This window comes from Terriglobia bacterium, from assembly GCA_035712365.1.
Taxonomy (GTDB): domain Bacteria; phylum Acidobacteriota; class Terriglobia; order UBA7540; family UBA7540; genus SCRD01.
This window is the reverse complement of the sequence record DASTAW010000033.1, coordinates 53282-79182: the sequence shown is the minus strand read 5'-3', so window position 1 is coordinate 79182 and position 25901 is coordinate 53282. Positions and strand designations below refer to the sequence as shown.

The window sequence follows — 25901 nt, the reverse complement described above, 5'->3', positions numbered from 1 at the left end:
CTACCAGTCTGGGAACTGGCAGGTAGCCCGATTGGCTCGGAAAGTGGGCACAGGGTTGCTTACAGATGGGGAGAGCATGAATTCAAGGAAGTGCCTTAGGAGGTGCTTCGATGAGAGAAGAGAAGATCACCATCGGCGAGTTTAACTTCAGCGCAGTAGCGCCGGATAAAACCCTGGGCACGCCAGGTGTCACGGCTGAGCCCAGCAAGAGGGCGCATAGCGTGTGGATGCGGCGGTCAATGGTTTCGGGCCTGATCGGCTCGCTGCTTTTGGTGCTGGCAATGCTGGCGGCGCCGGCAAAATCGTCCGCTTCGGTCGGTATTTTTGTCAGTTTCGGCCCACCGGCGATCCCCGTTTATGTGCAGCCGCCTTGCCCGTCGGTTGGCTATATCTGGACGCCGGGGTATTGGGCCTGGGACCCGGACTACGGCTACTTTTGGGTGCCTGGCACCTGGTTGGTTGCGCCCTTTGTAGGCGCGCTTTGGACGCCGGGGTACTGGGGCTGGTATAACAGCGGCTACATCTGGTATCCGGGTTACTGGGGGCCAGAGGTCGGCTTCTACGGAGGAATCGACTACGGCTACGGCTACCCGGGCCGCGGCTACTACGGTGGACAATGGCGCGGCGACCGGTTTTTCTACAACCGCGAAGTCACCCACATCACCAACGTTAACATCGTGAACGTGTACAACGAGAGGGTGGTTGTGAACCAAAACGGTCCACGCATCAGCTACAACGGCGGCAGAGGCGGAATCGATGCACGTCCCACCACTGCGGAAATCTCGGCCGAACGCAGCCGGCGCTCCGGGGCCGTGAACCAGCAAGTGGACCAGGAACAGTTTGCCCGGAACGATCCCGGACAGCGAGCGCGTGAAAATCACGGGCGTCCGGCTGTTGCAGCGACGGCAAGGCCGGGCGAGTTCCAGGGCCAGGGGGCGGTGCGGGCGAGCCGAGCCGGAGCTCCATATAAGGAACCGCCTCGCCAAGTGAATAACGGGCAGGTGGGCAGGCGGTCCCAGCCGGCTCCTGTCGAGCGGGGTCCTGTGGTTAACAGTCCGAGCCCTGCGCCCGCAAACCCGCGGATGGAAAACCGCGCTCCAGCGCAGCCACGGAATGAACCTTCCATGAACCGGAATGACCGGCCGCCAGAGGTTCAGCGCAATCGGCCGGAAGCACAGCCGCCTCAGGCGCGCCCGAATGAAGGCCGCAACGCTCCGGAGCAGCCACGGAACGAACCTTCCATGAACCGGAACAATCGGCCGCCAGAGATGCAGCGCAATCCCAGCGAGTCGCAGCCGCCTCAGGCCCAGCGAAATCAGCGTGAATCCCGCCAGCCTCAGGCTCGCCCCAATGAAGGCCGCGGCGGGCAGGAGCGGCAGTCCAATCCAAATGAAGGCCGTCGTGGGGGCGGAAACGACAACAAAGACAATAACAACCATCCTCCCCACTTTCGGCGGTAACTGAAAAGGCTTGGCGCGGGCGGCAATGCTCAAGTTCGAGCAAAGCCCCCGCGCCAGGGCCTTCCCACCAGCAAATTCCTGAAGAACGCCCGCAGACCCTGAAAATCACGAAAATCTGAGTCTCCCCGACAAGTTCGGAGGACGCATCTGATCGTGAAAAGCGCAACGTGAGCGCCGCAGGCTGGTACCAATACGCCCGTGCTACGCGCTGTCGCCGTGGTATTCTTTTGCTCCTGGAGGCCGCCGCGGATGCTTGGCGCAATTGTTGGAGACATAATTGGTTCGGTTCACGAGTTTAGCGGGACGAAGACCAAGGACTTTCCTCTTTTTGTTACCCTGTCAACTTTTACAGACGACACTGTCCTCACCGTGGCTGTTGCTGACTGGATCATGAGCGGGCGTAATCTGACCGATATTCTGCACGAATACACTCAGGCCTATCCAGGGCGTGGTTACGGAGGCATGTATGGGCAGTGGGCCCGCAATCGTCTGCGCGAACCCTACAACAGTTTTGGCAATGGCGCCGCCATGCGCGCCAGCCCCGTGGGCTTCGCATTCGCGGCAATGGAGGAAGTGCTGGGCTGGGCTGAGCGCAGCGCGGCGGTCACCCACAATCACCCGGAGGGAATTCGCGGAGCGCAGGCGACAGCCGCAGCCGTATTCCTGGCGCGGATGGGGAAAGGAAAGAAACAGATCAGGGGTGAAATCGAGTCGAGGTTCGGTTACGACCTTGGCAGAAAGCTCGACCAGATCAGGCCGTCATACAAGTTCAACGAAACATGCCAGGGGACCGTCCCGGAGGCCCTGATTGCATTTCTGGAATCGATAGACTATGAAGATGCCGTCCGTAACGCCATTTCTCTTGGCGGGGATGCTGACACGCTGGCTTGCATCACCGGCGGAGTGGCCGAGGCGTTCTACGGCGGCGTCCCTGACGACCTGGTGCAGCAAGCCGCGTCCAGGCTCGACGGCCAACTGGCGGCAACAGTCCAGCAATTCCGCAAGCAGTTCGCTCTTTCGACTAACCGTGGGTGAACGCGGCAGGCAAGCAGTGGAAGGTGTGCTATATTGTGCCCAGGGAAAGATAGGATCCTATGGCCCGTGAAGAACTGGTTTCGAGATTCACGATCAATCCGGATGTCTGTTTCGGAAAGCCATGCGTCCGGGGACATCGACTCTGGGTGTCACTCATTCTTGACCTGCTGGCCGGCGGGATGAACACCAGCGAAATTCTCCAGGAGTGTCCCGGACTCGAAGAAGTCGGCGTTCTCGCCTGGATCGTCTATGGTGCCGAGATGTTGCGCGACGGTTCGGCGTGGTGGAAGCAACTACACAGAATCCCATAATATCTGGACGGTTGCCATCCTCCCGCGGGATGTTCTTTATGCTTCTTCCTTCAGATGTGGCTTGATACAATGCGGCGGTTATGCCGAACCACCACCGCCACATCTTCACCGCGGACTTCATCGTAACCCTCCGAGGGCTGATCGGCGTACACCAATCCATCTACCCGCAAACTCCGCCACAGGGAATCTATTTCGAGGCGTTGGTTGAAGAGGCATTTAAGCGAATCAGGAAGCCGGTGGCCGTCATCGAGCCAGGAGGCAAAAATCAGCCCCGTCACGATTTGTTAGTAGAGAACGTGAGAATTTCCCTCAAGACTGAAACCGGCGACAGCACAAAGCTGGACCAGATTACGATCGCGAAACTCTGCACAACTGAGCGTGAACCATGGGAGGCGCGCGTGCTGGTCGAGCGGGTGATGGATCACCTTTCGAGGTACGATGTCATCCTGATGCTTCGTGCTGTATGGGACCCGCAGGCCATACAATACCAACTTGTTGAAATACCAGTGGAGAAACTTCGGCTGGTTGCTGCTGCCAATCTGGGGCCAGTTGGCCACCGAGCGGGCAGGCAGAGCCTTGGAGCTGATGTTCTAGACCAGGGTGGAAAGATTTGCCGAGTTCATTTTGACGCTTCTGACGGTAAGTGCTCGATAAGAGGACTTGGCGTTCGGCATTGCGTTCTGCTGGAATCGTGGGAAGTGCGTCGGTAGGGCCTATTCGCACTTAGTGGACTTCCGAAACACCAGCCAGTAGCAATGCTGGCGGCGGCTGTGATGGGCCACCTTCCACTTGGGATCAATGATCGGGCCCTTACGAATTTTGACGATGCAGTCACACGGCTGGAACCCTGCATCTTTCGCCGACCGAACCAACTCGACATGAGCCCACTGGTAGCGGTGGTGGTGGACGTAATCAGCAATCTTGCAGAATAGGACGCCCTCATCCTTCAAAATGCGATAGGCCTCTTCAACGAACGGCGGGTAGGTGTGTGTGAATGTGTAGCCTTGTTCTTTCGGTGATCTTCCACCCAAACCAAAGCGGTGTTGAAAATCCTTCTGCTTGTCGCGTCCCTGGTTAGGGATGTGCGGAGGATCATACACCACCACGTCAAAGAATCTGTTCCTGAACGGCATGGCTGTATTGTCAGCCACAATGGACGGCCTATGCTTGATTTCAAGATCGATGCCGATGACGGGACGTTCGCTGCCCCTCCAGAAGCGGCCGCCATTCACGGTCGCATCTAAGATCCGCCGTGGCCGCTTGCGAGGATAGAGCTCCAACATCCTTTCGAGCAGTTCAGCATCTTCGCCGTCCCACACGGATGGAATCGGATCGTATTCCCTCGCTTTCGGGCTTTCGGATATCAGTAGAGTGGCCATTGAATTGTCGAACCCAAAGTATTCTAACTCCATCTGTGTCATGATTGTTAATACTATCGACCGGTTGTAGGTTCGGCAGGATGCCTATTCAGTCCGGAACACCTCTGAAGCGATGACCCGCCGAATTTGCTTGACTTTTGTCGGCTAGCGTGATAGTCTCAATAGTGCTTCCTGGTAAGGGGCGGGGCCGGGTCGCGTCTTGTCGAGGGGCGGGCAAAACCTGCCAGGTTAAACAGCGAAGGTTGCGATGCAGGATCAGCGATTGAGGCGCGGTGTTTGTGGCGTGCGGTCCGTGGTTGGCCCGGCGGTCTTCTCAGTGGCGGGTGACGAATGGGTGCCGGTAAAGAGCCAATTTTTGAGGTCAAAAAAAGCCATTTCCTACACTGGTTTTTGAGACGAATGGGACAAAAAAATACGTTTTTTGAAAAACGAACCGGAGAGGTTGTTGAAAACAAAGGGAAATTGCCAAAAAACGAACCGGAAACGAACCTAAAACGAAGCGGAGAAGTTGTTGAAAGCACGTAGCAGTGGAAAAAACGAACCGGAACGAACCGAAAAACGAAGCGGGCCATGTTATTGAAAATAAAGAAGTGCCAAAAACGGGCCTGGTGAGAAATTTAAGCTGACCATCCGACCTCGATTGGGGGCCAACCACCCTTGCGGCTGCCGCTCACTTCCTGGGCGGTGCAACTCCTGCCAATCTATGGTTTAATGTGCGGTCAACCTGGGCAAGTCCATGGGAAGAGAGCGTCTGAAGGGTTGGAATCCGAAGGATTGGGTCAGCCTGGTGCCATACGGGCTGAACCAGCAACATCCGAACGGCTACAAGGACATTCTGGAGGCCATCTGGGAGAACCGCGCCAGCCTGCCGTACGCCTGGCGGATCCTCAACGACGGCTGCTGCGACGGTTGCGCGCTGGGAACCACAGGGATGCGCGACTGGACCCTGAGCGGCATCCATCTGTGCGCCGTGCGGCTGCGGTTGTTGCGGCTGAACACCATGCCGGCCATGGACTGGCGCCTGCTGGAAAATGTTGGGGCGCTTCAAAACCAGAGCGAGCAGGATTTGCGGCGCCTGGGGCGGCTGGCCGTGCCGATGGTACGGCAGCGGGGCGAGAAAGGCTTTCGGCGAGTCACCTGGGACGAGGCCATGGCGGTGATCGCCAGCAAGCTGCGCCAGACCGATCCGCGCGGCCTGGCCTGGTATCTCACTTCCCGCGGCCTTACCAATGAGGCTTATTACGCGCACCAGAAAGTGGCGCGGTTTATCGGGACCAACCATATCGACACCAGCGCGCGCATCTGCCACGCTCCGAGCACCTCAGCGCTGAAGGCCACCGTGGGCTGCGCCGCCACCACGTGCAGCTACAGTGACTGGATTGGCAGCGACCTGGTGGTTTTTGTGGGGACCAACGTGGCCAACAACCAGCCGGTGGCTACCAAGTATCTTTACTACGCGAAGAAGGCGGGCACCAGGATTTTTGTGGTGAATCCCTATCGCGAGCCCGGCATGGAGCGATATTGGATTCCCTCGGTTACGGAGAGCGCGCTGTTTGGAACGCGCCTCGCGGACGACTTCTTTCAGGTCCTGCCCGGCGGTGATATTCCTTTCTTTTACGGCGTGCTCAAGCTGCTGATTGAGAACGACTGGGTGGACCGCAACTTTGTTGACGAACGTACGACGGGTTGGCGCGCGCTTGAAAAGAAAACCCGCGGCCTGCGCTGGGATGATCTGGAACGCGGCTCCGGGCTGACGCGGGCGGACATGCTTCGCTTTGCCCAGGCTTTCGGCACGGCCCGGCATGCGATTATCGTCTGGAGCATGGGCGTTACGCAGCATCGCTATGGCAGCGACAACGTGCGCGCCATTGTAAATCTGCAACTGGCGCGCGGAAACGTGGGACGGCCGCAGACCGGCCTGATGCCCATTCGGGGACACAGCGGCGTGCAAGGCGGGGCGGAAATGGGCGCCATGCCTTCCGCCTACGTCATGGGATTTCCGGTGAATGAGGAGAACGCCGATCGTTTTGCTTCCCCAGATCTCTGGGGCTTTCGGCCGCCCGCCTGGAAGGGCATGGGCGCAGCGGAAATGGTGCTGGGCGCCGAGCGGGGCGAGATCGATATGCTGTGGCAGAGCGGCGGGAATTTCATGGACACTCTGCCGGAGCCGGAGCGCGTCCGGGAGGCCCTGGCCCGCCTGCGGCTGCGCGTTCATCAGGACATCTTGGTAAACCCCACCATGCTGGTCGATCCCGGAGAAACCGTGGTGCTGCTGCCCTCGCGCAACCGGTATGAACAACGCGGCGGCGGCACCGAGACCAGCACCGAGCGGCGCGTGATCTACAGTCCGGAAATTCCCGGGCCGCGCCCGGGTGAGGCGCGCGATGAGTGGGAAATTCCGGTCCTGCTGGCGCGCCATATGGACCCCGAAAGCGCCGCAAAAGCCTTCCCGTGGAAGGACACGGCAGATATCCGCGAGGAAATCGATCGCATCTGTCCCACCTATCACGGCATCGGTAATCTCAGGCGGAAGGGCGACAGCTTCCAGTACGGCGGGCCGCGCCTGCTGGCCGATAGCTTTGGGACGCCGAGCGGCAAGGGCTATTTTTCAGCCGTGGACTTGCCTCAGGACCAGGTCCCCAAGGGAAAGTTCATGGTGAGCACGCGGCGCGGCATGCAATTCAACAGCATTGTCCATGATAATGCCGACCCGCTGACCGGAGCGCGCCGTGACGACGTCCTGATGGCAGCCGAGGACGCCGCTCGGCTGGCGCTGCGGGCCGGCGATAGGGTGGTCCTGAGAAATGAATACGGGCGGCTCCGCGGCCGGGTGAAGATTGATCGCGTTAAGCCTGGAAGCCTGCAGGTGCATTGGCCCGAAGGCAACGCGCTGGTCCCTTCCGGGCGGCTGGACGAGAGCGGCGTGCCGGATTACAACGCCGTGGTGGAAGTATCAAGGAGGTAGACCGAGGCTAGGCTACGGCAGTTAATCACAGCGGGTTCGTTGCCAGCAGACAGTTTCAGTTCGGGCTGGAGAGCGCAGCACCGTCCAGATTCAGCTTCTGCCGGACGAAGCGTATGAGATCATCACTGGTCTCGTCGGGATGCGCCAGGTGAAAGCCTGGTTTATTGCTGAGCAGACCGGCGTCAATATCGGGCCAGGGGTGATTGAAAAGCGAAGATCCAATTGTGACCAGCGCATCAGCTTTTTCCAGGTATTTCCGTGCCGAGGCTTTGAAATCGCTCCGCGAAGGGTCGAGAACAAACAGATAAAGCGCAGGATCAATATGGCCCAGGATGCTGTTGCTTTCGATCATCACCCACTCCTCGCGGCGCAATGCCCGCAAAAGCGCTGGGACGGCGCGATGAAGCTGTCCCTGGCGGACGCGCAGCCACAGCGAGCGCCGGGCCCCAGCCTGGAGGAACCGCCGCGTGTCGCTGCGTCCGTTACGCTCGCGCTCTTCGGTGAGCACAAATCCGTGCTCTCCCGGGTCGCAGGAGCACGGCTCGCCGTCAAGAGAGCAGACGCCGTGCCCGAAGTGCGTGATCTTTACGGCGGCCCACTCAGGCGGCCGCACACGCCGGATCAGTTTTGCCATCACCGAGGTCTTGCCGATGTTGCGTGAATGTCCGCCGATGACGACAGCCCTCATAGCTAACCCGGCTTCAAAGTCAACGACCCTCGGTTCCATCGCGTAACTCAGCGCAGCCTTGGATCAAGAATTATCATTATCTAATTTATCATCATATCCTAAACTCGCATTATGTAATCATAAATACGTGTCAGGTCATCGGCTGAGAAATAGCTGATCTCAATTTTCCCCCGCCGCTCACTTCCCACAACTTTTACCCGCGTTCCCAGAGCGCGTTCCAGTTCAACGACAGCCGATCGCAGGTTCGGATCGACCTTCGGCGATGGCTTTTTCTCCTGCCTTTCAAGTGGGCGAGTACGGGAGGCAACAAGCGACTCCAGGTTTCGGACCGAAAGATTTTTTTCGATCACCTCCTCTGCCAATTGTTTTTGAGCATCCGGCGAGGTCACGGCCAGAAGAGCACGCGCGTGTCCTGCGGAGAGCTTGTCTTCTATCAGGAGGGATTGTACGGCCGGTGGAAGGCCCAGCAGCCGGAGCGTGTTGGTTACCGTCGAGCGATTGACACCCAGCCGCTCGGCGATCTGCTCGTGAGTCAGATGGAATTGTTGCTGGAGCCGTTCATAGGCCCGCGCGATTTCGATGGGATTGAGTGCTTCGCGCAGGAGGTTTTCAGCCAGCGCCAGCTCAAGCGCCTCGCTATCGTCGATATCTCTGACAATTGCCGGGATCTGCTCAAGGCCGGCCTTGCTCGCTGCCCGCCATCGCCGTTCGCCTGCAATCAATTCGTAGCGTTCGCCGACTGGGCGAAGAACGATCGGTTGGATCAGCCCGCTGGAGCGGATAGAGTTGGCGAGCTCGTCCAGACCGTCCGCTGACAACAGGGTGCGTGGCTGAAAGGGATTGGGATCGATGAGATCCAGCGGAATCTGCTCAAGCCCCGCGGAAGCTGGCGGCGGCTCAGTTTCCCGCAATAGAGCGTTCAATCCTCGCCCCAACGCCTTTCTGGTCATGGCTTATAACCTCTTTAGCTAGTTTAATATAGCTCTCTGAGCCACGACAATCCGGGTCGTACAGCAACACCGGCTTTCCGTGGCTTGGCGCCTCAGCTAGTCGGACATTTCGGGGGATCATGGTCTCGAAGACCTGATCGCCAAAGAAATCCTTCAAATCGTCGCGAACCTGGTGTGACAGATTTGTCCTGTCGTCGAACATTGTCAGAAGTATTCCTTCGATGGCCAGTTTAGGATTATGCATCCGCCGAATCCGTATCAGCGTATCAAGCAGTTCCGAAACACCTTCCAGAGCAAAGTACTCACACTGAATGGGAACCAAAACCGAATCCGCAGCCACGAGGGCATTGAGCGTAAGTAGGTCGAGTGCGGGAGGGCAGTCGAGCAAAGTATAGTTATGACGGTCACGAAGGGGAGCAAGTTTTTCGCGAAGGACCTGTTCCCTGCCAGATCTGGAAACCAACTCGACGTTGGCGCCAACAAGGTTTTTGTCCGACGGCACCAACTGTATGCCCTCGGAGGGCCCGGGCACGATGAGTTCTATCAGAGGGGCATCCAGAACCAGCGAATGGTAGAGGGAGCGCCGCGAGGGATCCTTTGGAAATCCAAAGCCGCTGGTTGTATTTCCTTGGGGATCGCAATCGATCACCAGCGTCCACATGTCCAGGGAGGCGAGTGCCGCGGCGAGATTGATTGCGGTCGTTGTCTTACCGACGCCGCCCTTCTGATTGGCAATAGCTATGACACGTCCCATGGTTCTCTCGTTTCAACCCGCGTGGGATAAAAGCTATCAGACCGGAATAGTGAGAGCAAGCAAAATCCACTGTTTCACGTGGAACTATGGATGGTTGGCTCCGCCAATCTCGATGCATCTCCAACAAACCACGGTGCGAAGGGTCTCCTGCTCACCTTCTGATTCCTGTCAGAATACATCTTCCATGACTCATCGGGATCGCGAGCGGCTCCTGCCATTGAAAATCAGGAGTGGCATCTCTTATTTTTGTAACCTGGTGCCGCCCAACCCAGAGGCAAAAATGGCCTCCGGATTTCAGCAGCACCTCAGCATTACGAATCAGGGATCCTAGACCACCTACTGCCCGTACTGTTATCACATCAAAAGATTGCGACTCTTGCGCGAGCGCAAACTCCTCAATCCTGGTGCCTAGAACCTGAACCCCTGTTATGCCGCAGACTCTGGCGGCCTCTTTCAGGAAGGCCCTCTTTTTTGCGACAGGTTCCAGTAGAACTACGTCGAGGTCGTGGCTGATCAGCTTAATAGCAAGTCCAGGGAAACCTGCACCGCTACCAATATCGAGCAGGCGTCCGCTTAACTGGACTGTCTTCGAAGCCAGAAAGCTTTCCCCGAAATGCCTTGTAACACACTCCTCAGGAGCCTCGACGGCGGTCAAATTAATCTTCCGGTTCCATCGGATGAGCAGGTCAAGATAGACAAGGAGTTTGTTTACCGCTTCCGCGGAGAGAGAGAGGTCAAAGGGTGCCAGCAACTCCCGAACACGAACTTGATCGAGCATTGGGAGATATTGTAGTTTAGGCCAGGACGTCTGACAACTTACCCGACTCCTGTCCGACTGAAGGACAGGGCTACGGCTTGGCGCCCTGCGGAGCAGTAAGTGGAGACATGTGTTTCACGTGAAACATTCAACCGCAAACGCTCTTGGGCGGGAAATGTGGCCGCGACCGAGAGGCTAGAATGCTAGCTTACTCACTGCCGGCGGTCCTGCCGCCACGCTTCCAGACAGCATCTGCCCTCGGGCAATCACAGCGATTAATCCGCACTGTGCGCTAACCTCGCTCGGTGTGAAGCATCGAATGGCGACGGCTCACTCGAAGCTGGCATTGCCCACGCGCTGAACGGGTTGGCGGCGCCGCACTCGAGACACGATGTCTTGGGGAAGCGCGTCTGGCAATGTGGGCAGACGGCCCCTCCCTGGAAAGTGTCAAATGCTTTCTGGCATCGGCTACAGAGCCAGTAGGGTCCCTGCGGCGGCGCGGTCTTGCACGATGGGCAGGCAAATCCCTCACGGCGAGGGGCGCTGTTAACTCGCGAAAGCGCCTGGGCCTGGCGTAGCCCGCCCCAGCAGTAGATCAGCACAAAAGCAGCGATGGCTGCGTTCCAAAGGGAATGCGTCCAGTACGAGAACAAGAACAGCCCGGCGACACCTACCATCCCGATCGCCGAGGCAGCCATCAGGCTGCGGGCGCGCCCCAGCCAAAACCAGAGCACCGACCGCAATATCTGTCCTCCGTCCAAGGGATAGATCGGCAACAGGTTAAAGATAAGGAGGACCCCGTTGATGAGCGCAAGCGTCGACAGAAATGTATGGACATCAGGGGCGGACCGGGACCAGCCCAGGACGGAGCTCATCATCACCAGCGCCCACAGGACCGGCACCAGGGCAACGTTGACCAGGGGACCTGCGGCGATGCTCCAAAGGGTGGCTCCCGGCCGCTGCGGTGGCTGCACATACGCGATCCCGCCAAGCGGCCATAGGAGGATTGTATTGGCTCTTCCTCCCACTTGCCGGCAGGCAAGAGCATGGCCGAATTCGTGCAATAAAACGATCACGAACAGTGCGAGATACTCAAGCACGTTCCAAGTGATCGATGAATAGGCCCTTGATCGAGACTCGATTTCAAGCAGAGCAATCAGAAACCATGACCAGTGGAGAAATACATCAATTCCTTTGAAACTAAAAAGATGGAGAGAACGGTCCTGAGTGCCTGCCATCAGTCGCCTCCTTTCAGCCTTATGACCTCAACCAGGGATTTTCCAGGCCCAACCGGAGCCAAATGGCACGGACCCAGGCAGCTTGTTCGATCAACGAGGCCGCCCTGATTTGATGGGCCAGCCCGCTGGAGAAGGATCCTGCTGCTTGTGCCTGCGCGCTTGCAGCAGGGGTGTGTGCAGTGGCGCGAAGCGCCCGAGACCCGGCCAATTCAGGGTGCTGGGCGCACGGCGACAGGATAGCATTGAATTCGATTGCCGCAACCAGATTTTGCGGCTTCCGCGCTGGAGCCGGCCGGATTGGCGCAAACTGCAACGCCTGAAATTTCCGCAGTCGAACGCCGTTCCGTCGTGTTAACCTAATCTGCACGGGGCAACAAGATGGGATCAGCAGTTTTGACGCCGCCCAAGCCCAAGGAGCCGGGGCACTGTGCTCCTCCTCCGGGACGAGGCGATGACGGCCGCGGCGGGGGTGAAGGCCGAGGGGGACACGGTGGTCCCGGCCCTTCGAACTCGCCTCTTCCTGTGGGTGCGTACCGGATCGCCATTTGGATCGCCATTACCTCGATTGCGACGCTTTTCCTGGCGCTGACGCTGGTCATGGTGGCGCGCGCAGCGGAGTCACGCGACTGGGTCCATACGGCCGTCCCACGCCTGCTTTATTTCAACACGATTGTCCTGGTCACCAGCAGCTTTACCTTTGAGCTCTCAAAAAGGGCCTTGAAGAGGGAATCTCCGGCCCAATTTGTCCGATGGCTCTACCTCACTGTCGCACTGGGCGTTACCTTTATCGCGGGGCAACTGGTGGCCTGGAAGGAACTGGCCTCTCAGGGAATATACATCACCACCAATCCCAGCGGCGCATTCCTGTACGTTCTTACCGCTGCCCACGGCTTGCATTTGCTGGGTGGAATTCTGGCATTGCTGTATGTCGTTTTTCGCAGGCGCAAGATCATCAATAATCCCCAACGGCGTATCGCTGTGGATATCACCGCCACCTACTGGCACTTTATGGATGGTTTGTGGATCTATCTGCTCGTTCTGCTCGCGGTTAAGCTGTAATACAGCATGGTGGCGGGCGCTGTCCTAGTTTGAGCGTAGCGGCGGCTTTACGCCGCCAAATGGCGAAGTGAACTCGCCGCTACGATTCGAAAACAGGACGGTACCTGGCGGCGCTACCGTTCGGTGAAAGTACGGCAGGCATAGTAAAAGCAGGCAGGGATGCCACAGATCGATGGAAAAGTGGTAGAATAGCTGATTTCGATCTCAGGCCGATCGTGCGCCACAACGAGGGCCCCCATACTTTCCGTATAGCTGAAGGTTCGGGGAGTGCGAGCCTGCACAAGCTCTGGGGCGGTATCACCACGGGTCAGGGTCCGGCAGCAGGTTGCAACATGGGTATGTCAGCAGAAAGTAAAAATCAGGAGTTGCGCCGGAGCGGCGCCTCCAGGGACTTCCGCGAAGTGGTGTGGGGCAGAGTCAGTGATTACTGGATATTGACCAAACCCGAGGTCAATTTCCTGGTGGTCATCAGCACGCTGGCAGGATACTACGTCGCCTTGCGCGGTCCGCTGAACTTCTTCGTGTTGATGAATATGCTGATGGGGACGCTGATGGTCGCCAGCGGCACCGGAACCCTCAACCAATATATTGAGCGCAAATCAGACGCATCAATGCGGCGGACAGCCCGTCGACCGTTGCCGTCCGGACGCATCAAAGCTGTCGAAGCGCTGGTCTTCGGCATTCTGTTAGCTGTCGGCGGGGGGCTGCTGCTCTGGGTTACGGTCAATCCGCTAACCAGCATTCTGGCTTTGTTGACGCTCACGACTTATCTGCTGATCTACACGCCGCTCAAGAAGCGAACCGCTCTCTGCACTCTGATCGGCGCTTTTCCCGGCGCCATGCCTCCACTGATTGGGTGGGCTGCGGCGCGCGGGAGCCTGGATGCCGACTCAGTGGTTCTCTATGCCATTCTCTTTCTTTGGCAATTTCCCCATTTTCTGGCGATCGCCTGGATGTATCGCGAAGATTACTCGCGCGCGGGATTGCGCATGCTGCCGCCCGAAGATGGGGATGGCCTTCTGACCAGCATACAGATCATTGCCTTCCTTGTGGCGCTGGTGGCGGTAAGCCTGGTGCCAACGCTGACGGGCCAGATGGGGAAGGTTTATCTGTTCGGCGCCGCCGGCCTGGGCGCTTATTTCCTGCTTCACGGCGTACGCATGGCCCGAAGCCGAACCAATGCCCTGGCAAGACGCCTGGTGCTCGCCTCGGTCCTCTACCTCCCGCTCGTGTTCGGCCTGATGATGTTTGATAAAATTGGCCTTTGAGCGGCATGGTTCCCTACTTTCCAGCCATCGAAGCTTGTCTCAACACGGTCAGCGCCGTGTTGCTGGCCACGGGATATGTTTTCATCCGGAGAAAGCAAATTCAGGCCCATAAGGCGTGTATGGTGTCGGCTTTTGTCACCTCTGCTGCTTTCCTGGTTTTCTACCTGTCAGACCACTACCTGCGCGGTATTGTCTATTTTCAGGGTCGCGGAGCAATTCGGACGCTCTATTTTGGGCTGCTGGGGACGCACTCCGTACTGGCAGCCGTCATTGTTCCGCTTGCCCTTGTCACTCTCTACCGCGCCTTGCGCCAACGCTTCGCTCTTCACAAGCGAATTGCCCGCTGGACGCTGCCCATCTGGCTCTACGTCTCCGTCACGGGCGTGGCGGTTTACTGGATGCTTTATCATCTTCACACCGTTTGATGAGACCCGATCTAACAGCCTTCGCCGATTCAACCGCCGGCCCGCGAAGTTTGGCGACCCTGCACTTTTGCAGTCCGTTTATCCGCTTCGCATCGAAACGGGTTTTGTGTTTCAATAGGGGGTTGCGCCGTAATGGAGCAAAGGCGCTGCGGATCTCAGACTCGTTATCCGAATTCAATCAAAAGCCCTGAGGCGAATGCTCATGAGTACTGTAACGACGTGGACCTTGGTCTTTCACATTCTTGGCATCGTTTTCTGGCTCGGAAGCCTCCTGGTGGTCACCCATGTTCTGGCGAGCGATGCCGAATCGGAATCTGCCGAAGTCCACGAAGTTCTGAGCAGACTGGAAGTGAAGCTGTTCAATGGCATTGCTCATCCGGGCGCTGCTATTACGATAATTTCCGGCGTGATTCTGATTTACGGGAATGTGGACTATTATCTACACGCCGCATGGCTGCACGTCAAACTGTTGCTGGTGATCATCCTGATCGTGCTGGATGCCGTCACGTACATTCGCGCCAAGGCCTTTCACGCCGGCAGGACCACGCTGCGGCGGAAGGAATGCATGATGCTGCACGGCGGCATCGCGTTGATCTTTATCGGCATTCTGATTATGGTCCTGGTCAAGCCTTTTTAGGGGCGCCAGCAATTCATGGACAGTCTTTGTCGCAATCCGGTTAGGAGGAACCTTGGCAGCAACAAGAATTACGGTACGCAGCAACGGCTCAATTCGTATCGAGGGAGATTTTGAAATCGTCGATTCTGACGGCGCGGTCTTTGACCTGGCTGGGCGCACGACGATCGGCCTTTGCCGTTGCGGGCATTCGGAGAATAAGCCCTTCTGCGATGGGTCCCATAAGAAAGTGGAGTTCCAATCTGAGATCAAAGCGCGCGCACTACCGCCTCCAGTGCCGAAGCCAACCACAACGTAAACGGGCCGGGCGCCGGCCTGTGCCAGGGGCCCATAGAGCGGCAGCGTTGCAGCGCGCTTCGCAATGGCCTATTTCCCCACGGACAAATCGTGCATCGCCGCCTTCTCCCAGGCCTCGAGGATTCCGCCCACTGTCCACGCCTGGGCAATGCATCCGCGCGGTACGAATGGCGGGTCGGCGTCATAAATCTCCCCAACAGTGCCGAGACCCCGTGCCTGGATCAGGTGAGCCACAGGCGCCAGAAATGATAATGCGGCCGCCGGGTCATTGTGGATCCGAAGATACGCTTTCACAAAAGGCCCCAGCAGCCATCCCCACACGGTCCCCTGGTGGTAAGCGCCGTCGCGGTCTTCCTGGCTTCCGCCATAAGTTCCCTTGTAGTGGGGATCATCCGGCGCCAGGGTTCTTAGTCCCGGGGAGGCCTGTAAGATACCGGCCACTGCATCGAGGATGTCCCGCTGCCGTTCAGGCTCGAACGGACTTTCGGGTAATGCCACTGTAAAGATCTGGTTGGGCCGCAACGAAGGGTCATTGCCCTCGGGCCCGTCCAGCACATCGAAGCAGTATCCCTTCGGAGCATTCCAGAACCGCTCAAATCCCTTTTTTGCGTCCTGCGCTGCAGACCGGAAATCGTCTGCGGGGCTTCCCAGCTCATCCGCAAACTCGGTCATGGCCGATAACGCATTCAGCCACAAGGCGTTGATCTCCACCGGCTTTCCGATCCGCGGCGTCACCACACGGTCACCCACTTTGGCGTCCATCCAGGTAAGTTGCAGGCCTTCCTGCCCTGCGTAGAGCAGCCCGTCGCTTCGGTCAAGATGAATGTTGTATCGAGTGCCGCGCATGTGGGCGGCGATGATGTCGCAGAGCGCCGGGAACACCTGCTTGAGAAAGTCCTTGTCGCGCGTGCAACTCCAGTAGGAACGCACCGCACTGAAATACCAGAGGGCGGCATCCACACTATTGAAGTCAGGGTTCTCGCCCGATTCCAGAAATCGGTTGGGAAGCATGCCGCCATCCACCAGCCCGGACCACGCCAGCAGGATATCGTGGGCAACTCCTGCGCGACTGGTTGCAAGGGTCAATCCGGGGAGTGCTACGAATGTGTCGCGGCCCCAGTCGCTGAACCAGTGGTAACCGGCGATCACCGTGTAGCCGTCCGTGTCCTTCACCTTTCTCTTGACGACAAATTGGTCCGCAGCCAGGGCAAGCTGGTTAATCCACTCTGGCACTGGAACGCCACGATGCAGGTCGTGAAACTGTCCCAGAACTGTTTTCTCGCGCTCCTCAAGACGATCAAGTGCCGATTGGGCGTCCAGGCTCGTGTGCGCATCGGTGCTGATAACCATCAGTACCGATCCGCCTGGCTTCAGTTCCACCTCAAAAGTTCCCGCGTGAAGATGGTCTTCCTGATGGCCCATGCCGCGGAACGCCTCGGCAGACAGCTCGAAAGCCCGGTACCACTGGTGGCAGGGCTGCGCACTGGCCGTAGAACTGAGCAGATAGAACGGGACCGCCCCGTCAAAAGCATTGATGCGCAGGCCGCGCTCCATCTGGCTGACGTCCATCCGCCAGGCGCCTGCGCGCGTCAGGCTGTGGAAGTCACGATAGTTGACCAGGGCCTTGATACTCAGGGTTGCGGGTTCGCTGGCACGCACCAGGCGGTAGAGGATGTAAGTAGTATTGGCGCCCTGCTCCATCCAGATTTTTTTGCTCAGCAGCGCGTCGGCGCAGGCATAGGTCCACACGGGGCTCATGCCTTCAAGATGAAACTCCTCAATCTGCCGGTAGCCCTGCGGTTCGATGACTCCGCTGCGCCAACGGTTTGTCGAAAGAGGATACGGCCTACCGTCATATTCAACAATCTCCTCGAATTTCGGCACCAGAAGAGTGCGTCCGAGCGGCGGGCGCAGGGCGGCAATCAGCAGCCCATGATATCGTCGCGTGAGCTGCCCACCCACAGTGCCGGACGCAAACCCGCCGATCCCGTTGGTCACGAGCCATTCGCGCGATTCCGCCGAAGCCAAATCGCCGCAGATTTCCCGGCCGAAACTGATGAGGGGACTAGATGTGGTCGCGTTGGGCCCATTCATGAGGGCACCTGTCCAGTTTCCGCCGCAACGCCCGTAGCACTGCGGCCCTCCACATTAAGCTCAACCTTCATCCCCGCACGGGTTTACGGTCAATCGCCGGAATGGGCCAGTTCTAAACCTGCTTGCAGGCATTCAGCAGGCGAAGTTGTTCGGCCACCAGCCCTGGGGCGCGGCGCCAACCTTTCAGGAACCTGCGCCGCTCTGCTGGAGCAGCTTGGCTACAAGCCCGGTCCAGCCGGTCTGGTGACTGGCCCCGATGCCTGCGCCATTGTCGCCATGGAAGTATTCGTTGAATAAGATCAAGTCACGCCAGTGGGGATCAGTCTGGAACATTGTTGTTCCACCATAAACCGGGCGGCGCCCGTCCGCGCCTCGCAGAAAGATCCGGCACAAGCGCTGCGAGATCATGCGAGCTGCCTCCCAGAGCGTCAACATATTGCCGGAGCCCGTCGGGCATTCCACCTTCAGACTATTGCCGTAATAGTAATGATACTTTTGCAACGATTCGATGATCAGGAAGTTGACGGGAAACCACACGGGTCCGCGCCAGTTGCTGTTGCCGCCGAACAGCTCCGTTGTGGATTCTGCAGGTTCATAATCCACATAGTGCGAGTCGCCGTCCAGCCTTAAAGAGTAGGGATGCGCCTCGTGGTACTTTGAAAGCGAGCGAATCCCATAGGGCGAGAGAAACTCGTTTTCGTCCAGCAAATATTTGAGCACGCGCAGGAGCCTCTCGCGCGTTGGGATCGAGAGCAGCCGCCGTTCGCCGTCCTTGGATCTCCGGCTGGTATCCATCAACTCGGCCATGTTGGGGTGAAAATCAATAAACCACTGCAGCCTTGCCTTAAAACCGGGAAACCGGTTCACCATTTCCGGCTCCAGCGATTGCACTGCGAACAGCGGTATCAAACCGACCATGGAGCGGACTTTCATGAAAACGTGACGCGAATCAGGCATGTGAAGCACGTCATAATAGAAGCCGTCCTCTTCGTCCCACAGCTCAATCCCCTCGCCGCCCCGATTGTTTATGGCGTCCACGATGTAGACAAAATGCTCGAAAAATTTGCTCGCCACATCCTCATAAGCAGAATCATCCTTGGCCAGTTCAAAAGCCATAACCAGCATGGTCAGGCTGTACATAGCCATCCAACTGGTTCCGTCGGATTGCTCGATTGATCCACCCATGGGCAGCGGCTTCGAGCGGTCGAAAATCCCGATGTTGTCGAGCCCAAGGAAGCCTCCTTCGAACAGGTTATTTCCCTGTGGGTCTTTCCGGTTCACCCACCAGGTGAAATAAAGCATCAGCTTCTGGAATACTCGTTCAAGAAAATTCCGGTCAGCCCTGCCGCAACGCTTCTTCTCGATCTTGTAAACTCGCCACGCCGCCCAGGCATGCAGAGGGGGATTCACGTCCCCAAAAGCCCACTCGTACGCCGGCAACTGCCCGTTCGGATGCATGTACCATTCGCGCAGCAGCAGGATGAGCTGCTGTTTGGCGAAATCCGGGTCCACCAGCGCCAGCGTAATGCAATGGAAGGCAAGGTCCCATGCCGCATACCACGGATATTCCCACTTGTCAGGCACGGAGATGACGTCATTGTTATAAAGGTATACCCACTCGTGATTTCGGCCCTGCCAGCGCTCCGGCGGAGGCGCGGGGTAGGCGGGGTCGCCCTCCAGCCAGGTCCTCACGTCGTAGTGATAGTACTGCTTGCTCCATAACATTCCAGAGAGTGCCTGGCGCATCACGCTTTTGGAATCGTCATTAAGTCCGTCCGGCACAATCCTCCGGTAATATTCGTCGGCCTCCGCGATACGCTGTTCGAACAGGCCGGTGAACGGCTCCCCGAGCATCTCTGCGGCAGGCGCTTCGGTCGTAAAGCGCAAACGAACCTCCGCGCTCTTGCCGGAATCAATGGTCAGGTGATAGTGGGCGGCGCCCTTGGTCCCGTCCGTCGAATTCGCCGCGGACTGGTTGCCGTGGACAATCGCGTCGTTTATGCCGTCCTTTACAAACGGCGTGCGGTTCGCGACGCCGAACAGCCGCTGGAAATTGGTTTCATTCTCGGTAAACAGCAGATTGGGACCGCCCCCAGCAACAAACCAGAGTGTGCCGTAGTGTTCTTGCTCAACTTTCATAACGGCTGCGCCGTCAATTGGCTGGCCGTTCGAAACCCTGGGGCGATGGTCGCCGCGACCCCACGACCAGCGGTTGCGGAACCAGACGGTCGGCAATAAATCCAGCGGCGCGGCTTCCGGCCCCCTGTTCCATACCGTCACCCTGGCGAGAATGTCTTCGTCACTGGCCTTGGCGTATTCCACAAAAACGTCGAAGTAGCGGCTTTCGTTGAAAATCTCCGTGTCCAGCAGCTCAAACTCAGGATCGCGGCGCGCGCGCCGGCGGTTCTCCTCAACCAGTCGCGTGTAAGGAAACTCCTGCTGAGGATACTTGTAGAGAAACTTCATGTAGGAATGCGTCGGAGTGGAGTCGAGATAAAAATAGTATTCCTTGACGTCTTCTCCGTGATTACCTTCGTTTCCCGTCAGGCCAAACAGGCGTTCCTTCAGGATGGGATCGCGGCCATTCCAAAAGGCAAACGCGAGACAGATGTATTGGTGGCGGTCGCAGATGCCGCCAATGCCATCTTCGCCCCAGCGATAAGCCCGGCTGCGGGCGTGATCGTGCGGCAGGTATTCCCACGCCGTCCCGTTGGCGCTGTAATCCTCCCGCACCGTGCCCCACTCGCGCTGCGAGAGATAAGGACCCCAGCGGGTCCAGTAGCGTTCCCGCTGGTTCGATTCTTCGATTCGTTTTTCTTCTGCTGTCATAGTAGAATTCTCGTTAACGTGGCAGTCCTTGACTGCCACAGCCTGGGCCTCGCTTGCATTCGCGGCAATTTCAACAGACAACGAGTTACATTTCGCTTTCTATTGCGAGGTACTGCTGAACCTCATATGTTGCCTCAGCGGCGAGTCGGAAATTCTCTTCGATGAGGTCTGCCGCCCCCTCGAGATAATCGAGCAGTGCATCCATGATTTTGGCAAAAGAAATGACGTTGATCACGTAATGCTTGGGCAGGGTCGCTCGGCCTCCTGAGTTCACGGGGTAGCGGAACGCATACGAATCAGAGTCTATGGAATCGAGGGATTCAATGAATTGCGCGAACTCATCGAATGTAGCGAACTCGGAACCCTCAAATTCGAAACCCCATTTCATGGCGTCGAAAACCGCGCGGACCGCAGGAACCAGTGGAGGAAGCTTATGACTCTTAAACAATCTGGCAACGTCCGGCTTTTTCTTTCCCAGCAGACCCATCAATTTCGCGCTTCGATAGACAACCGCCTTCAAGTACAATTCCAGCGAATGGCGGTATAGATATAGTATTGGATACCCCTCGTAGTCCGGGCGTGGGGCAGACTTGGAGAACTCGATCACAAGGTGCTTGGCGGCTTCCCTGTAACCTAGGGCGTATGCAGTAAGGTCCCTAAGTGGATCGTCGGTGAAATTGAAAACCACATTCCCAGGATTGGAGATATTGATAAAATCACGCATTGTAGATACCCGGAAGTTAAGTCTGCCACTATCTTAACCGCGACATCCCGTCATTTTACCGCAATGTCCGGGTTAATAACTTCGCGCGTTTTAGGCTCATCGTTGCCAAGCGAGGGGTAATGCGCGAGTCCTGCCCAATATATGGAGACCCGATTGACTCCGTACTCTGGCGGTGCTACAAGCAAGAGGTAGAGCAAGGGCAGCGGAGGGTGCTTCTTGGCAGCCCATGATCTGCAAGCCTTCCTGCAGGGCGAAGAGGGCCTCCACCCCGGCTGCGCTGCCCGAAGGAGTTGGAAGATGAAACGACGAGATTTCCTGAAAAGAAGCACAGCCGCAGCGGCAGGTCTGGCGTCCACGCAGAGTTTATTGCAGCCGCTTATCGCTGATGAGGCGGATGCGGCTGCGGGAAGGACGATTCCCCGCCGCCCGCTGGGAAAAACCGGAGAGAATCTCTCCATCATCGCCATGGGCGGTATTGTGGTGATGGATGTTGCCCAGCCTTTCGCCAACAACATCGTTGCTGAAGCCGTCGATCGCGGCATCAACTACATCGATATTGCGCCCTCATACGGCAACGCGCAGCAGCGCCTCGGCCCCGCGCTCAAGCCTTACCGCAACCGAGTATTCCTGGCCTGCAAGGAGCTTGCCCGCGACAAGGCTGGCGCCCAGCAGGAACTCGAAGAATCTCTCAGGCAGCTCCAGACCGACCACGTCGAGCTCTATCAGCTTCACGCTCTGACCAAAGTGGAAGAAGTGCACAAGGCCCTCGGCCCAGGCGGCGCCATTGAGGCATTTGTGGAAGCCAAAAAAGCCGGCAAGGTGCGCTTCCTTGGCTTTTCCGCACATTCGGTTGAAGCCGCGCTCACGGCGATGGATCAGTTCGATTTTGACACAGTGCTCTTCCCCATCAACTTCGTCATGTATTCGCAAGCCAACTTCGGACCTCAGATCGTCCAGCGTGCCCGTGAGAAGCAGATGGGCATGATGGCTATCAAAGCCATGGCCAAAACGGTGTGGTCAGCTTCCGAAAAGAAACACCATCCTTACGACAAGTGCTGGTACAAGCCGGCCGCGCTCCCGCAGCAGGCTGAGCTGGCATTGCGCTGGACGCTCTCACAGCCTGTTACCGCCGCCATCCCTCCGGGCGATATCGACTACTTCCGGCTGGCCATGGACGTGTCCGAGCGATTCACACCCGTGAATCAGGCGGAAACTGCAACGCTCATGGTCCAGGCTAAGGGTCTCGCGCCGCTGTTTCCCCGAGGCTCCGGGTAGCGGCAAATGCTGGAGCGCCAACCCAAATAGCTTCTTTTGCCGAGCCATCCAGGGCAGCGTCAACGTGTGTGTCTCGCCCCACGCCAATGCACTCGCGATAGTCATCTCCCCGTGGCGGGGCGATCATGGCTCTGGAGTGGTTTCTGATAGTTTGCAATGTGGCAATCTTAACGGGTTGAGGCTGCGCCGTTTGCAATGCTTCGACCCACTCTGCCGATTAATGCCTCGCCAAGAAAACGCGTGTAAAATTGATGACAATTTTCTTGACCGGCCTGTTAGTTTTATGGTAATCATTGGCTTCGAATGACACTTTGAAAATGCTTCGCCGTCGATTGATGCGAGTTACTGTGCCTATAGGTCAATTCAGCAAAGAGCCTTTGCCCTGTAGAGCTTTATTCGAACAGAGATTTCCTTAGTCACGCATTGCCGATCGGCAATTGCCACCGGAGGCATCGATGAAGAAACTGGTTTTGTTGTGCGCGCTCAGCATAGCGTTCTTTCCTGCTCAGCTAATGCATGGAGCCGAGCCGACAGGAAGCATCAGCGGAACAGTGGTCGATCCCAGCGGAGCGGCCGTACCCGGTGCCAAGATTACAGCAACCAACGTTGACACCGGCGTGGCGCGCCAGACAACGACCTCCGGCGATGGCAGCTATGTGTTTCTGGGTCTCCGGGCGGGCTCGTACTCCCTCACCGTTGAAGCCAGCGGTTTTCGGCGTTCTGTTCAAACAGGCATCAACGTCAAGGCTGATCAAACGCTGACGGTGCCGATCAGTCTGCTGCTCGGCGCAACGACGCAGTCGGTAACGGTCGAGGGCAACACCGCACTGGTGCAGACTCAGCAGGCAACACTCGCCCGTGGAATCTCGACGCAAGAGGTTAGCAACCTTCCACTCCAGGGCCGGCTTACGGCCCAGCTCGTAACGCTCTCTCCAGGCATGGTCAGTCTGGGAAGCAAGACGGTCAACGAGGGAGCAAACTCCAGCACTGACACCAACGCGCGCGGGTCAGGAGACTCATTCCAGGGCGTTACCTACCCCGGGGCGCAAGCCGTCGCGGGCAACGGCGCCAGGGCTGATTCGGTTGAATACAATCTGGACGGCGCTAGCAACCAGGACACGTATACCAATGTCAACGACCCTTATCCTAATCCGGATGCAGTGCAGGAAATCAGCGTCCAGACCAACTCATACAGCGCCCAGTACGGCCGGGGGGCAGGAGGGGTCGTCAACGTCGTAACCAAGTCCGGAACCAACCAGCTTCATGGCAGTGCGTTTGATTATCTTCGCAACGGGGCGCTGAACGCGCGCAATTTCTTCAACCCGGGTCGCGATTTACTTAAACGGAACCAGTTCGGAGGCACGCTGGGCGGGCCCATTATTCATGACAAGGCTTTCTTTTTTGGCAGCTACCAGGGGACCATTATCCGAAGCGAGTCCTTCGGTAACTCTGTCAATTTGCCCAGCCAGGCATTTGCCCACGGCGATTTCTCCTCTCTGCTCCCGGGTACACAATTGATTGATCCGTTTACGGGCGATCCCATCCCCGGCAATATGATGACGCCGGACATGATGGACACGGCTGCCACCAATCTGCTGGCCAAAATTCCTCTTTCGACGGCAGGTGGCGTGACCATCCTGCCACGTTCGCCAGTTCGTCAGAGCGAACATGAGGCGATGGGCCGCGTCGACTACAACCTCTCCGACAGGAACCATTTGTATGGACGTTACTTCTTTACGCGCTACCTAAACGACCCATTTGTCGGAAAGCAGAATCCCTTGCAATCTTCCTCGGGATTCGATGACCGTGTTCAGGACATTGGGGTGAGTGACACGTTTAATTTCACTTCCTCGCTGGTCAATATCTTCACGTTCGCATACACGCGCAATCACAGTACGATTCTGCCCGGCACGCCCTTCAGCCTGGCCGATATCGGTTCAAAGGTTTCTGTGACAAATCCGCCTGAACTCCGGCTGAACGTCAGCGGCTTCTTCAGCATGAGCACAGGCGCCCCCGGCCAATTTGACCGGGACAACTTCCGGTTTACGGATGACATGAACTGGGTGCGTGGGCACCACATTGTTATCTTTGGTGGAGACTTTCTGCGCCCGTCCGTCGTGCTTAACAACGATTATAAGCAGAACCCGCGCCTCACTTTCCGCGCTCACAGCGGGAATGCTTTTGCCGACTACCTGCTGGGATACGTGGACAACTTCCAGCAAGGTGGCGGTGAGTTCGGGTCGCACCGGGCGAACCTCGTCAGTCTCTATGTTCAGGACAACTATCAATTCCGCCCAAATCTGACCCTTAATTTCGGATTGCGGTGGGATCCGTTTCCGGGATATACCGACTCACTCGGCAGGACGGAATGCTTCCGGCCCGGGCAGCAATCCACGCGGTTTCCTGGCGCTCCTCCCGGATACATTTTCGCGGGAGATGCCGGCTGTCCTGATTCAGGCTTTGACACGACATGGGCGAATTTTGCCCCGCGCTTCGGGTTCGCCTACAGCCTGGGCAGCCACCGCAACACCGTCATTCGGGGCGGCTATGGAATGTTCTATCAGGCTCCCTTCCTTGAGTCCTTTAACCATATGGTGGACAGCGCTCCCTTCAGCCCGCAATACCTCTTCCGGCGCGTTTCTTTCACCGATCCTTACGGCTCCGAAGGCATTCAAAATCCATTCCCTGCCCAGTACGCCCCAAAAATTCCAAGCGCAACCGACGCATTCTTCCCCAGCCCGCTCGACCTGGCTGTATCTTTTGCGCCTGATTGGAAACCCGCCAACATGATGCAATGGAACCTGACGGCGGAGCACCAGTTTGCAGGCAATTTCCTGGCGCGGGCAAGTTACGTTGGTTCCAAGGGTACGCACCTTTCGTACAACACCGATGTTAACGCCCCGCTCCCCAGCCCTACGGCGACAGCGGACGATGAGGATGCACGCCGCCCCTACCAGGCTTACGGCCAGATCACCATGGATATCTCAGGAGCCAATTCAAACTATAGTGCTCTCCAACTCGTTCTCCAGAAGCGCTTCTCGCACGGTTTGCTGCTTGACGCCAATTACACGTGGGGTAAGAGCATGGATTGGGCTTCGAGCACCAGCGACATGGATACGATTACCATCATCAATCCCTACGACATCGCGGCCTACCGCGCGGTGTCCGACTTTAACGTTCCCCACCGGTTCATCCTCGACTATGTCTGGCAGTTGCCTGGTGTCGGCACTGGCATCAAGAACGCCGTGCTGGGTGGATGGGCTACTTCCGGCATCTGGACGTGGGAAAGTGGGTTCCCGCTAAACATCGACACAGCGACCGATACGTCCTTCAGCCTCCCCGAGGTCGGAGACGATCAGGCCAGCCAGATTTGCACGCCCCAATACACCAGCGGTTCTCCCAGAGACAGGGTCTACCCACAAACTCCGTGGTTCCAGCCGGGGTGCTTTGTGGTGCCGGCCGACAACACGTTCGGCAACGTCGGACGCAATACGCTGAGAGGACCCGGTGTATTTGGCATCGACTTCGCGGCGTACAAGACCTTCTCCCTTACTGAGCGTCTGAAGCTCCAGTTCCGGACGGAGTTCTTTAATGTTTTGAATCACGCCAACTTTTTGAATCCGGACACGACGGTAACCGACGATACGTTTGGGTTCATCACAGGGGCCCAAGCCCCGAGAATTTTGCAGATGGCCCTGAGACTGCAATTCTAAGACCACGGGTCAAGGGCAAAACCTGTCAATCCGGGTGGCTGCTGAG

The 25901-nt window shown here is 57.6% G+C and carries 22 protein-coding genes; 13 read left to right on the top strand and 9 right to left on the bottom strand.

Features of this window, described 5'->3' with window-relative positions:
- Positions 1–110: 110 nt before the first annotated feature.
- From VFQ24_09920 to VFQ24_09905, 4 genes are all read left to right on the top strand, one after another.
- On the top strand, positions 111–1460 hold the full coding sequence (locus tag VFQ24_09920) for a hypothetical protein (GenBank protein ID HET9178657.1): 1350 nt from the start codon (positions 111–113) through the stop codon (positions 1458–1460).
- Positions 1461–1709: 249 nt separating this feature from the next.
- Complete coding sequence (locus tag VFQ24_09915) at positions 1710–2495, top strand: ADP-ribosylglycohydrolase family protein (GenBank protein ID HET9178656.1); 786 nt, start codon at positions 1710–1712, stop codon at positions 2493–2495.
- 59 nt (positions 2496–2554) lie between these two features.
- Positions 2555–2806 (top strand): DUF433 domain-containing protein, encoded by a 252-nt coding sequence (locus VFQ24_09910; protein ID HET9178655.1) that lies wholly within the window; start codon positions 2555–2557, stop codon positions 2804–2806.
- 80 nt (positions 2807–2886) lie between these two features.
- Complete coding sequence (locus VFQ24_09905; protein ID HET9178654.1) at positions 2887–3516, top strand: hypothetical protein; 630 nt, start codon at positions 2887–2889, stop codon at positions 3514–3516.
- A 3-nt stretch (positions 3517–3519) separates the two neighbouring features.
- On the opposite strand, the gene VFQ24_09900 is transcribed toward VFQ24_09905, so the two are convergent.
- A complete protein-coding gene (locus tag VFQ24_09900; GenBank protein HET9178653.1) occupies positions 3520–4218 on the bottom strand; it encodes a hypothetical protein in 699 nt (232 codons plus the stop codon).
- A gap of 297 nt (positions 4219–4515) precedes the next feature.
- Between VFQ24_09900 and VFQ24_09895 the strand changes: the two genes are divergently transcribed.
- Together VFQ24_09895 and VFQ24_09890 are read left to right on the top strand one after the other, a co-directional pair.
- Complete coding sequence (locus tag VFQ24_09895) at positions 4516–4710, top strand: hypothetical protein (GenBank protein HET9178652.1); 195 nt, start codon at positions 4516–4518, stop codon at positions 4708–4710.
- A 211-nt stretch (positions 4711–4921) separates the two neighbouring features.
- The gene (locus tag VFQ24_09890) at positions 4922–7150 is read left to right on the top strand and encodes an FdhF/YdeP family oxidoreductase (protein ID HET9178651.1); all 2229 of its coding nucleotides are present in this window, start codon (positions 4922–4924) and stop codon (positions 7148–7150) included.
- Positions 7151–7205: 55 nt separating this feature from the next.
- Here VFQ24_09890 and VFQ24_09885 read toward each other — a convergent pair whose 3' ends face one another.
- The 5 genes from VFQ24_09885 to VFQ24_09865 form a co-directional block, all read right to left on the bottom strand.
- Positions 7206–7877 (bottom strand): hypothetical protein, encoded by a 672-nt coding sequence (locus VFQ24_09885; protein HET9178650.1) that lies wholly within the window; start codon positions 7875–7877, stop codon positions 7206–7208.
- Between the two features lie 59 nt (positions 7878–7936).
- Positions 7937–8788: a ParB/RepB/Spo0J family partition protein gene (locus VFQ24_09880; GenBank protein ID HET9178649.1), complete on the bottom strand. Its 852-nt coding sequence runs from the start codon at positions 8786–8788 to the stop codon at positions 7937–7939.
- On the bottom strand, positions 8736–9542 hold the full coding sequence (locus VFQ24_09875) for a ParA family protein (GenBank protein ID HET9178648.1): 807 nt from the start codon (positions 9540–9542) through the stop codon (positions 8736–8738). Before VFQ24_09875 ends, VFQ24_09880 begins: the two co-directional genes overlap by 53 nt.
- A 151-nt stretch (positions 9543–9693) precedes the next feature.
- Positions 9694–10320: a 16S rRNA (guanine(527)-N(7))-methyltransferase RsmG gene (rsmG, locus tag VFQ24_09870; GenBank protein ID HET9178647.1), complete on the bottom strand. Its 627-nt coding sequence runs from the start codon at positions 10318–10320 to the stop codon at positions 9694–9696.
- A 254-nt stretch (positions 10321–10574) separates the two neighbouring features.
- On the bottom strand, positions 10575–11537 hold the full coding sequence (locus VFQ24_09865) for a site-2 protease family protein (GenBank protein ID HET9178646.1): 963 nt from the start codon (positions 11535–11537) through the stop codon (positions 10575–10577).
- A 378-nt stretch (positions 11538–11915) separates the two neighbouring features.
- On the opposite strand from VFQ24_09865, the gene VFQ24_09860 reads away from it, so the two are divergent.
- From VFQ24_09860 to VFQ24_09840, 5 genes are all read left to right on the top strand, one after another.
- Positions 11916–12596 (top strand): cytochrome c oxidase subunit 3, encoded by a 681-nt coding sequence (locus VFQ24_09860; protein ID HET9178645.1) that lies wholly within the window; start codon positions 11916–11918, stop codon positions 12594–12596.
- 332 nt (positions 12597–12928) lie between these two features.
- Positions 12929–13864 carry a heme o synthase gene (gene cyoE / locus VFQ24_09855; GenBank protein ID HET9178644.1) on the top strand — a complete coding sequence of 312 codons (936 nt, stop codon included), beginning with the start codon at positions 12929–12931 and terminating at the stop codon, positions 13862–13864.
- Positions 13865–13869: 5 nt separating this feature from the next.
- Positions 13870–14289 (top strand): DUF420 domain-containing protein, encoded by a 420-nt coding sequence (locus VFQ24_09850; protein ID HET9178643.1) that lies wholly within the window; start codon positions 13870–13872, stop codon positions 14287–14289.
- 202 nt (positions 14290–14491) lie between these two features.
- Positions 14492–14926, top strand: a complete 435-nt coding sequence (locus VFQ24_09845; GenBank protein ID HET9178642.1) for a CopD family protein — start codon at positions 14492–14494, stop codon at positions 14924–14926.
- 52 nt (positions 14927–14978) lie between these two features.
- Positions 14979–15221 carry a CDGSH iron-sulfur domain-containing protein gene (locus VFQ24_09840; GenBank protein ID HET9178641.1) on the top strand — a complete coding sequence of 81 codons (243 nt, stop codon included), beginning with the start codon at positions 14979–14981 and terminating at the stop codon, positions 15219–15221.
- 68 nt (positions 15222–15289) lie between these two features.
- Here the strand turns inward: VFQ24_09840 and VFQ24_09835 are convergent, their stop codons facing one another.
- The 3 genes from VFQ24_09835 to VFQ24_09825 all read right to left on the bottom strand — a co-directional run bounded on the left by VFQ24_09835 (position 15290) and on the right by VFQ24_09825 (position 20867).
- Positions 15290–17314, bottom strand: a complete 2025-nt coding sequence (locus tag VFQ24_09835; GenBank protein HET9178640.1) for an amylo-alpha-1,6-glucosidase — start codon at positions 17312–17314, stop codon at positions 15290–15292.
- Between the two features lie 183 nt (positions 17315–17497).
- Positions 17498–20143 carry a glucosidase gene (locus VFQ24_09830; protein HET9178639.1) on the bottom strand — a complete coding sequence of 882 codons (2646 nt, stop codon included), beginning with the start codon at positions 20141–20143 and terminating at the stop codon, positions 17498–17500.
- A gap of 85 nt (positions 20144–20228) precedes the next feature.
- Positions 20229–20867 (bottom strand): hypothetical protein, encoded by a 639-nt coding sequence (locus VFQ24_09825; GenBank protein ID HET9178638.1) that lies wholly within the window; start codon positions 20865–20867, stop codon positions 20229–20231.
- A gap of 297 nt (positions 20868–21164) precedes the next feature.
- On the opposite strand from VFQ24_09825, the gene VFQ24_09820 reads away from it, so the two are divergent.
- Both VFQ24_09820 and VFQ24_09815 read left to right on the top strand, forming a co-directional pair.
- A complete protein-coding gene (locus tag VFQ24_09820; GenBank protein HET9178637.1) occupies positions 21165–22142 on the top strand; it encodes an aldo/keto reductase in 978 nt (325 codons plus the stop codon).
- 455 nt (positions 22143–22597) lie between these two features.
- On the top strand, positions 22598–25855 hold the full coding sequence (locus VFQ24_09815; protein HET9178636.1) for a carboxypeptidase regulatory-like domain-containing protein: 3258 nt from the start codon (positions 22598–22600) through the stop codon (positions 25853–25855).
- Positions 25856–25901: the final 46 nt, after the last annotated feature.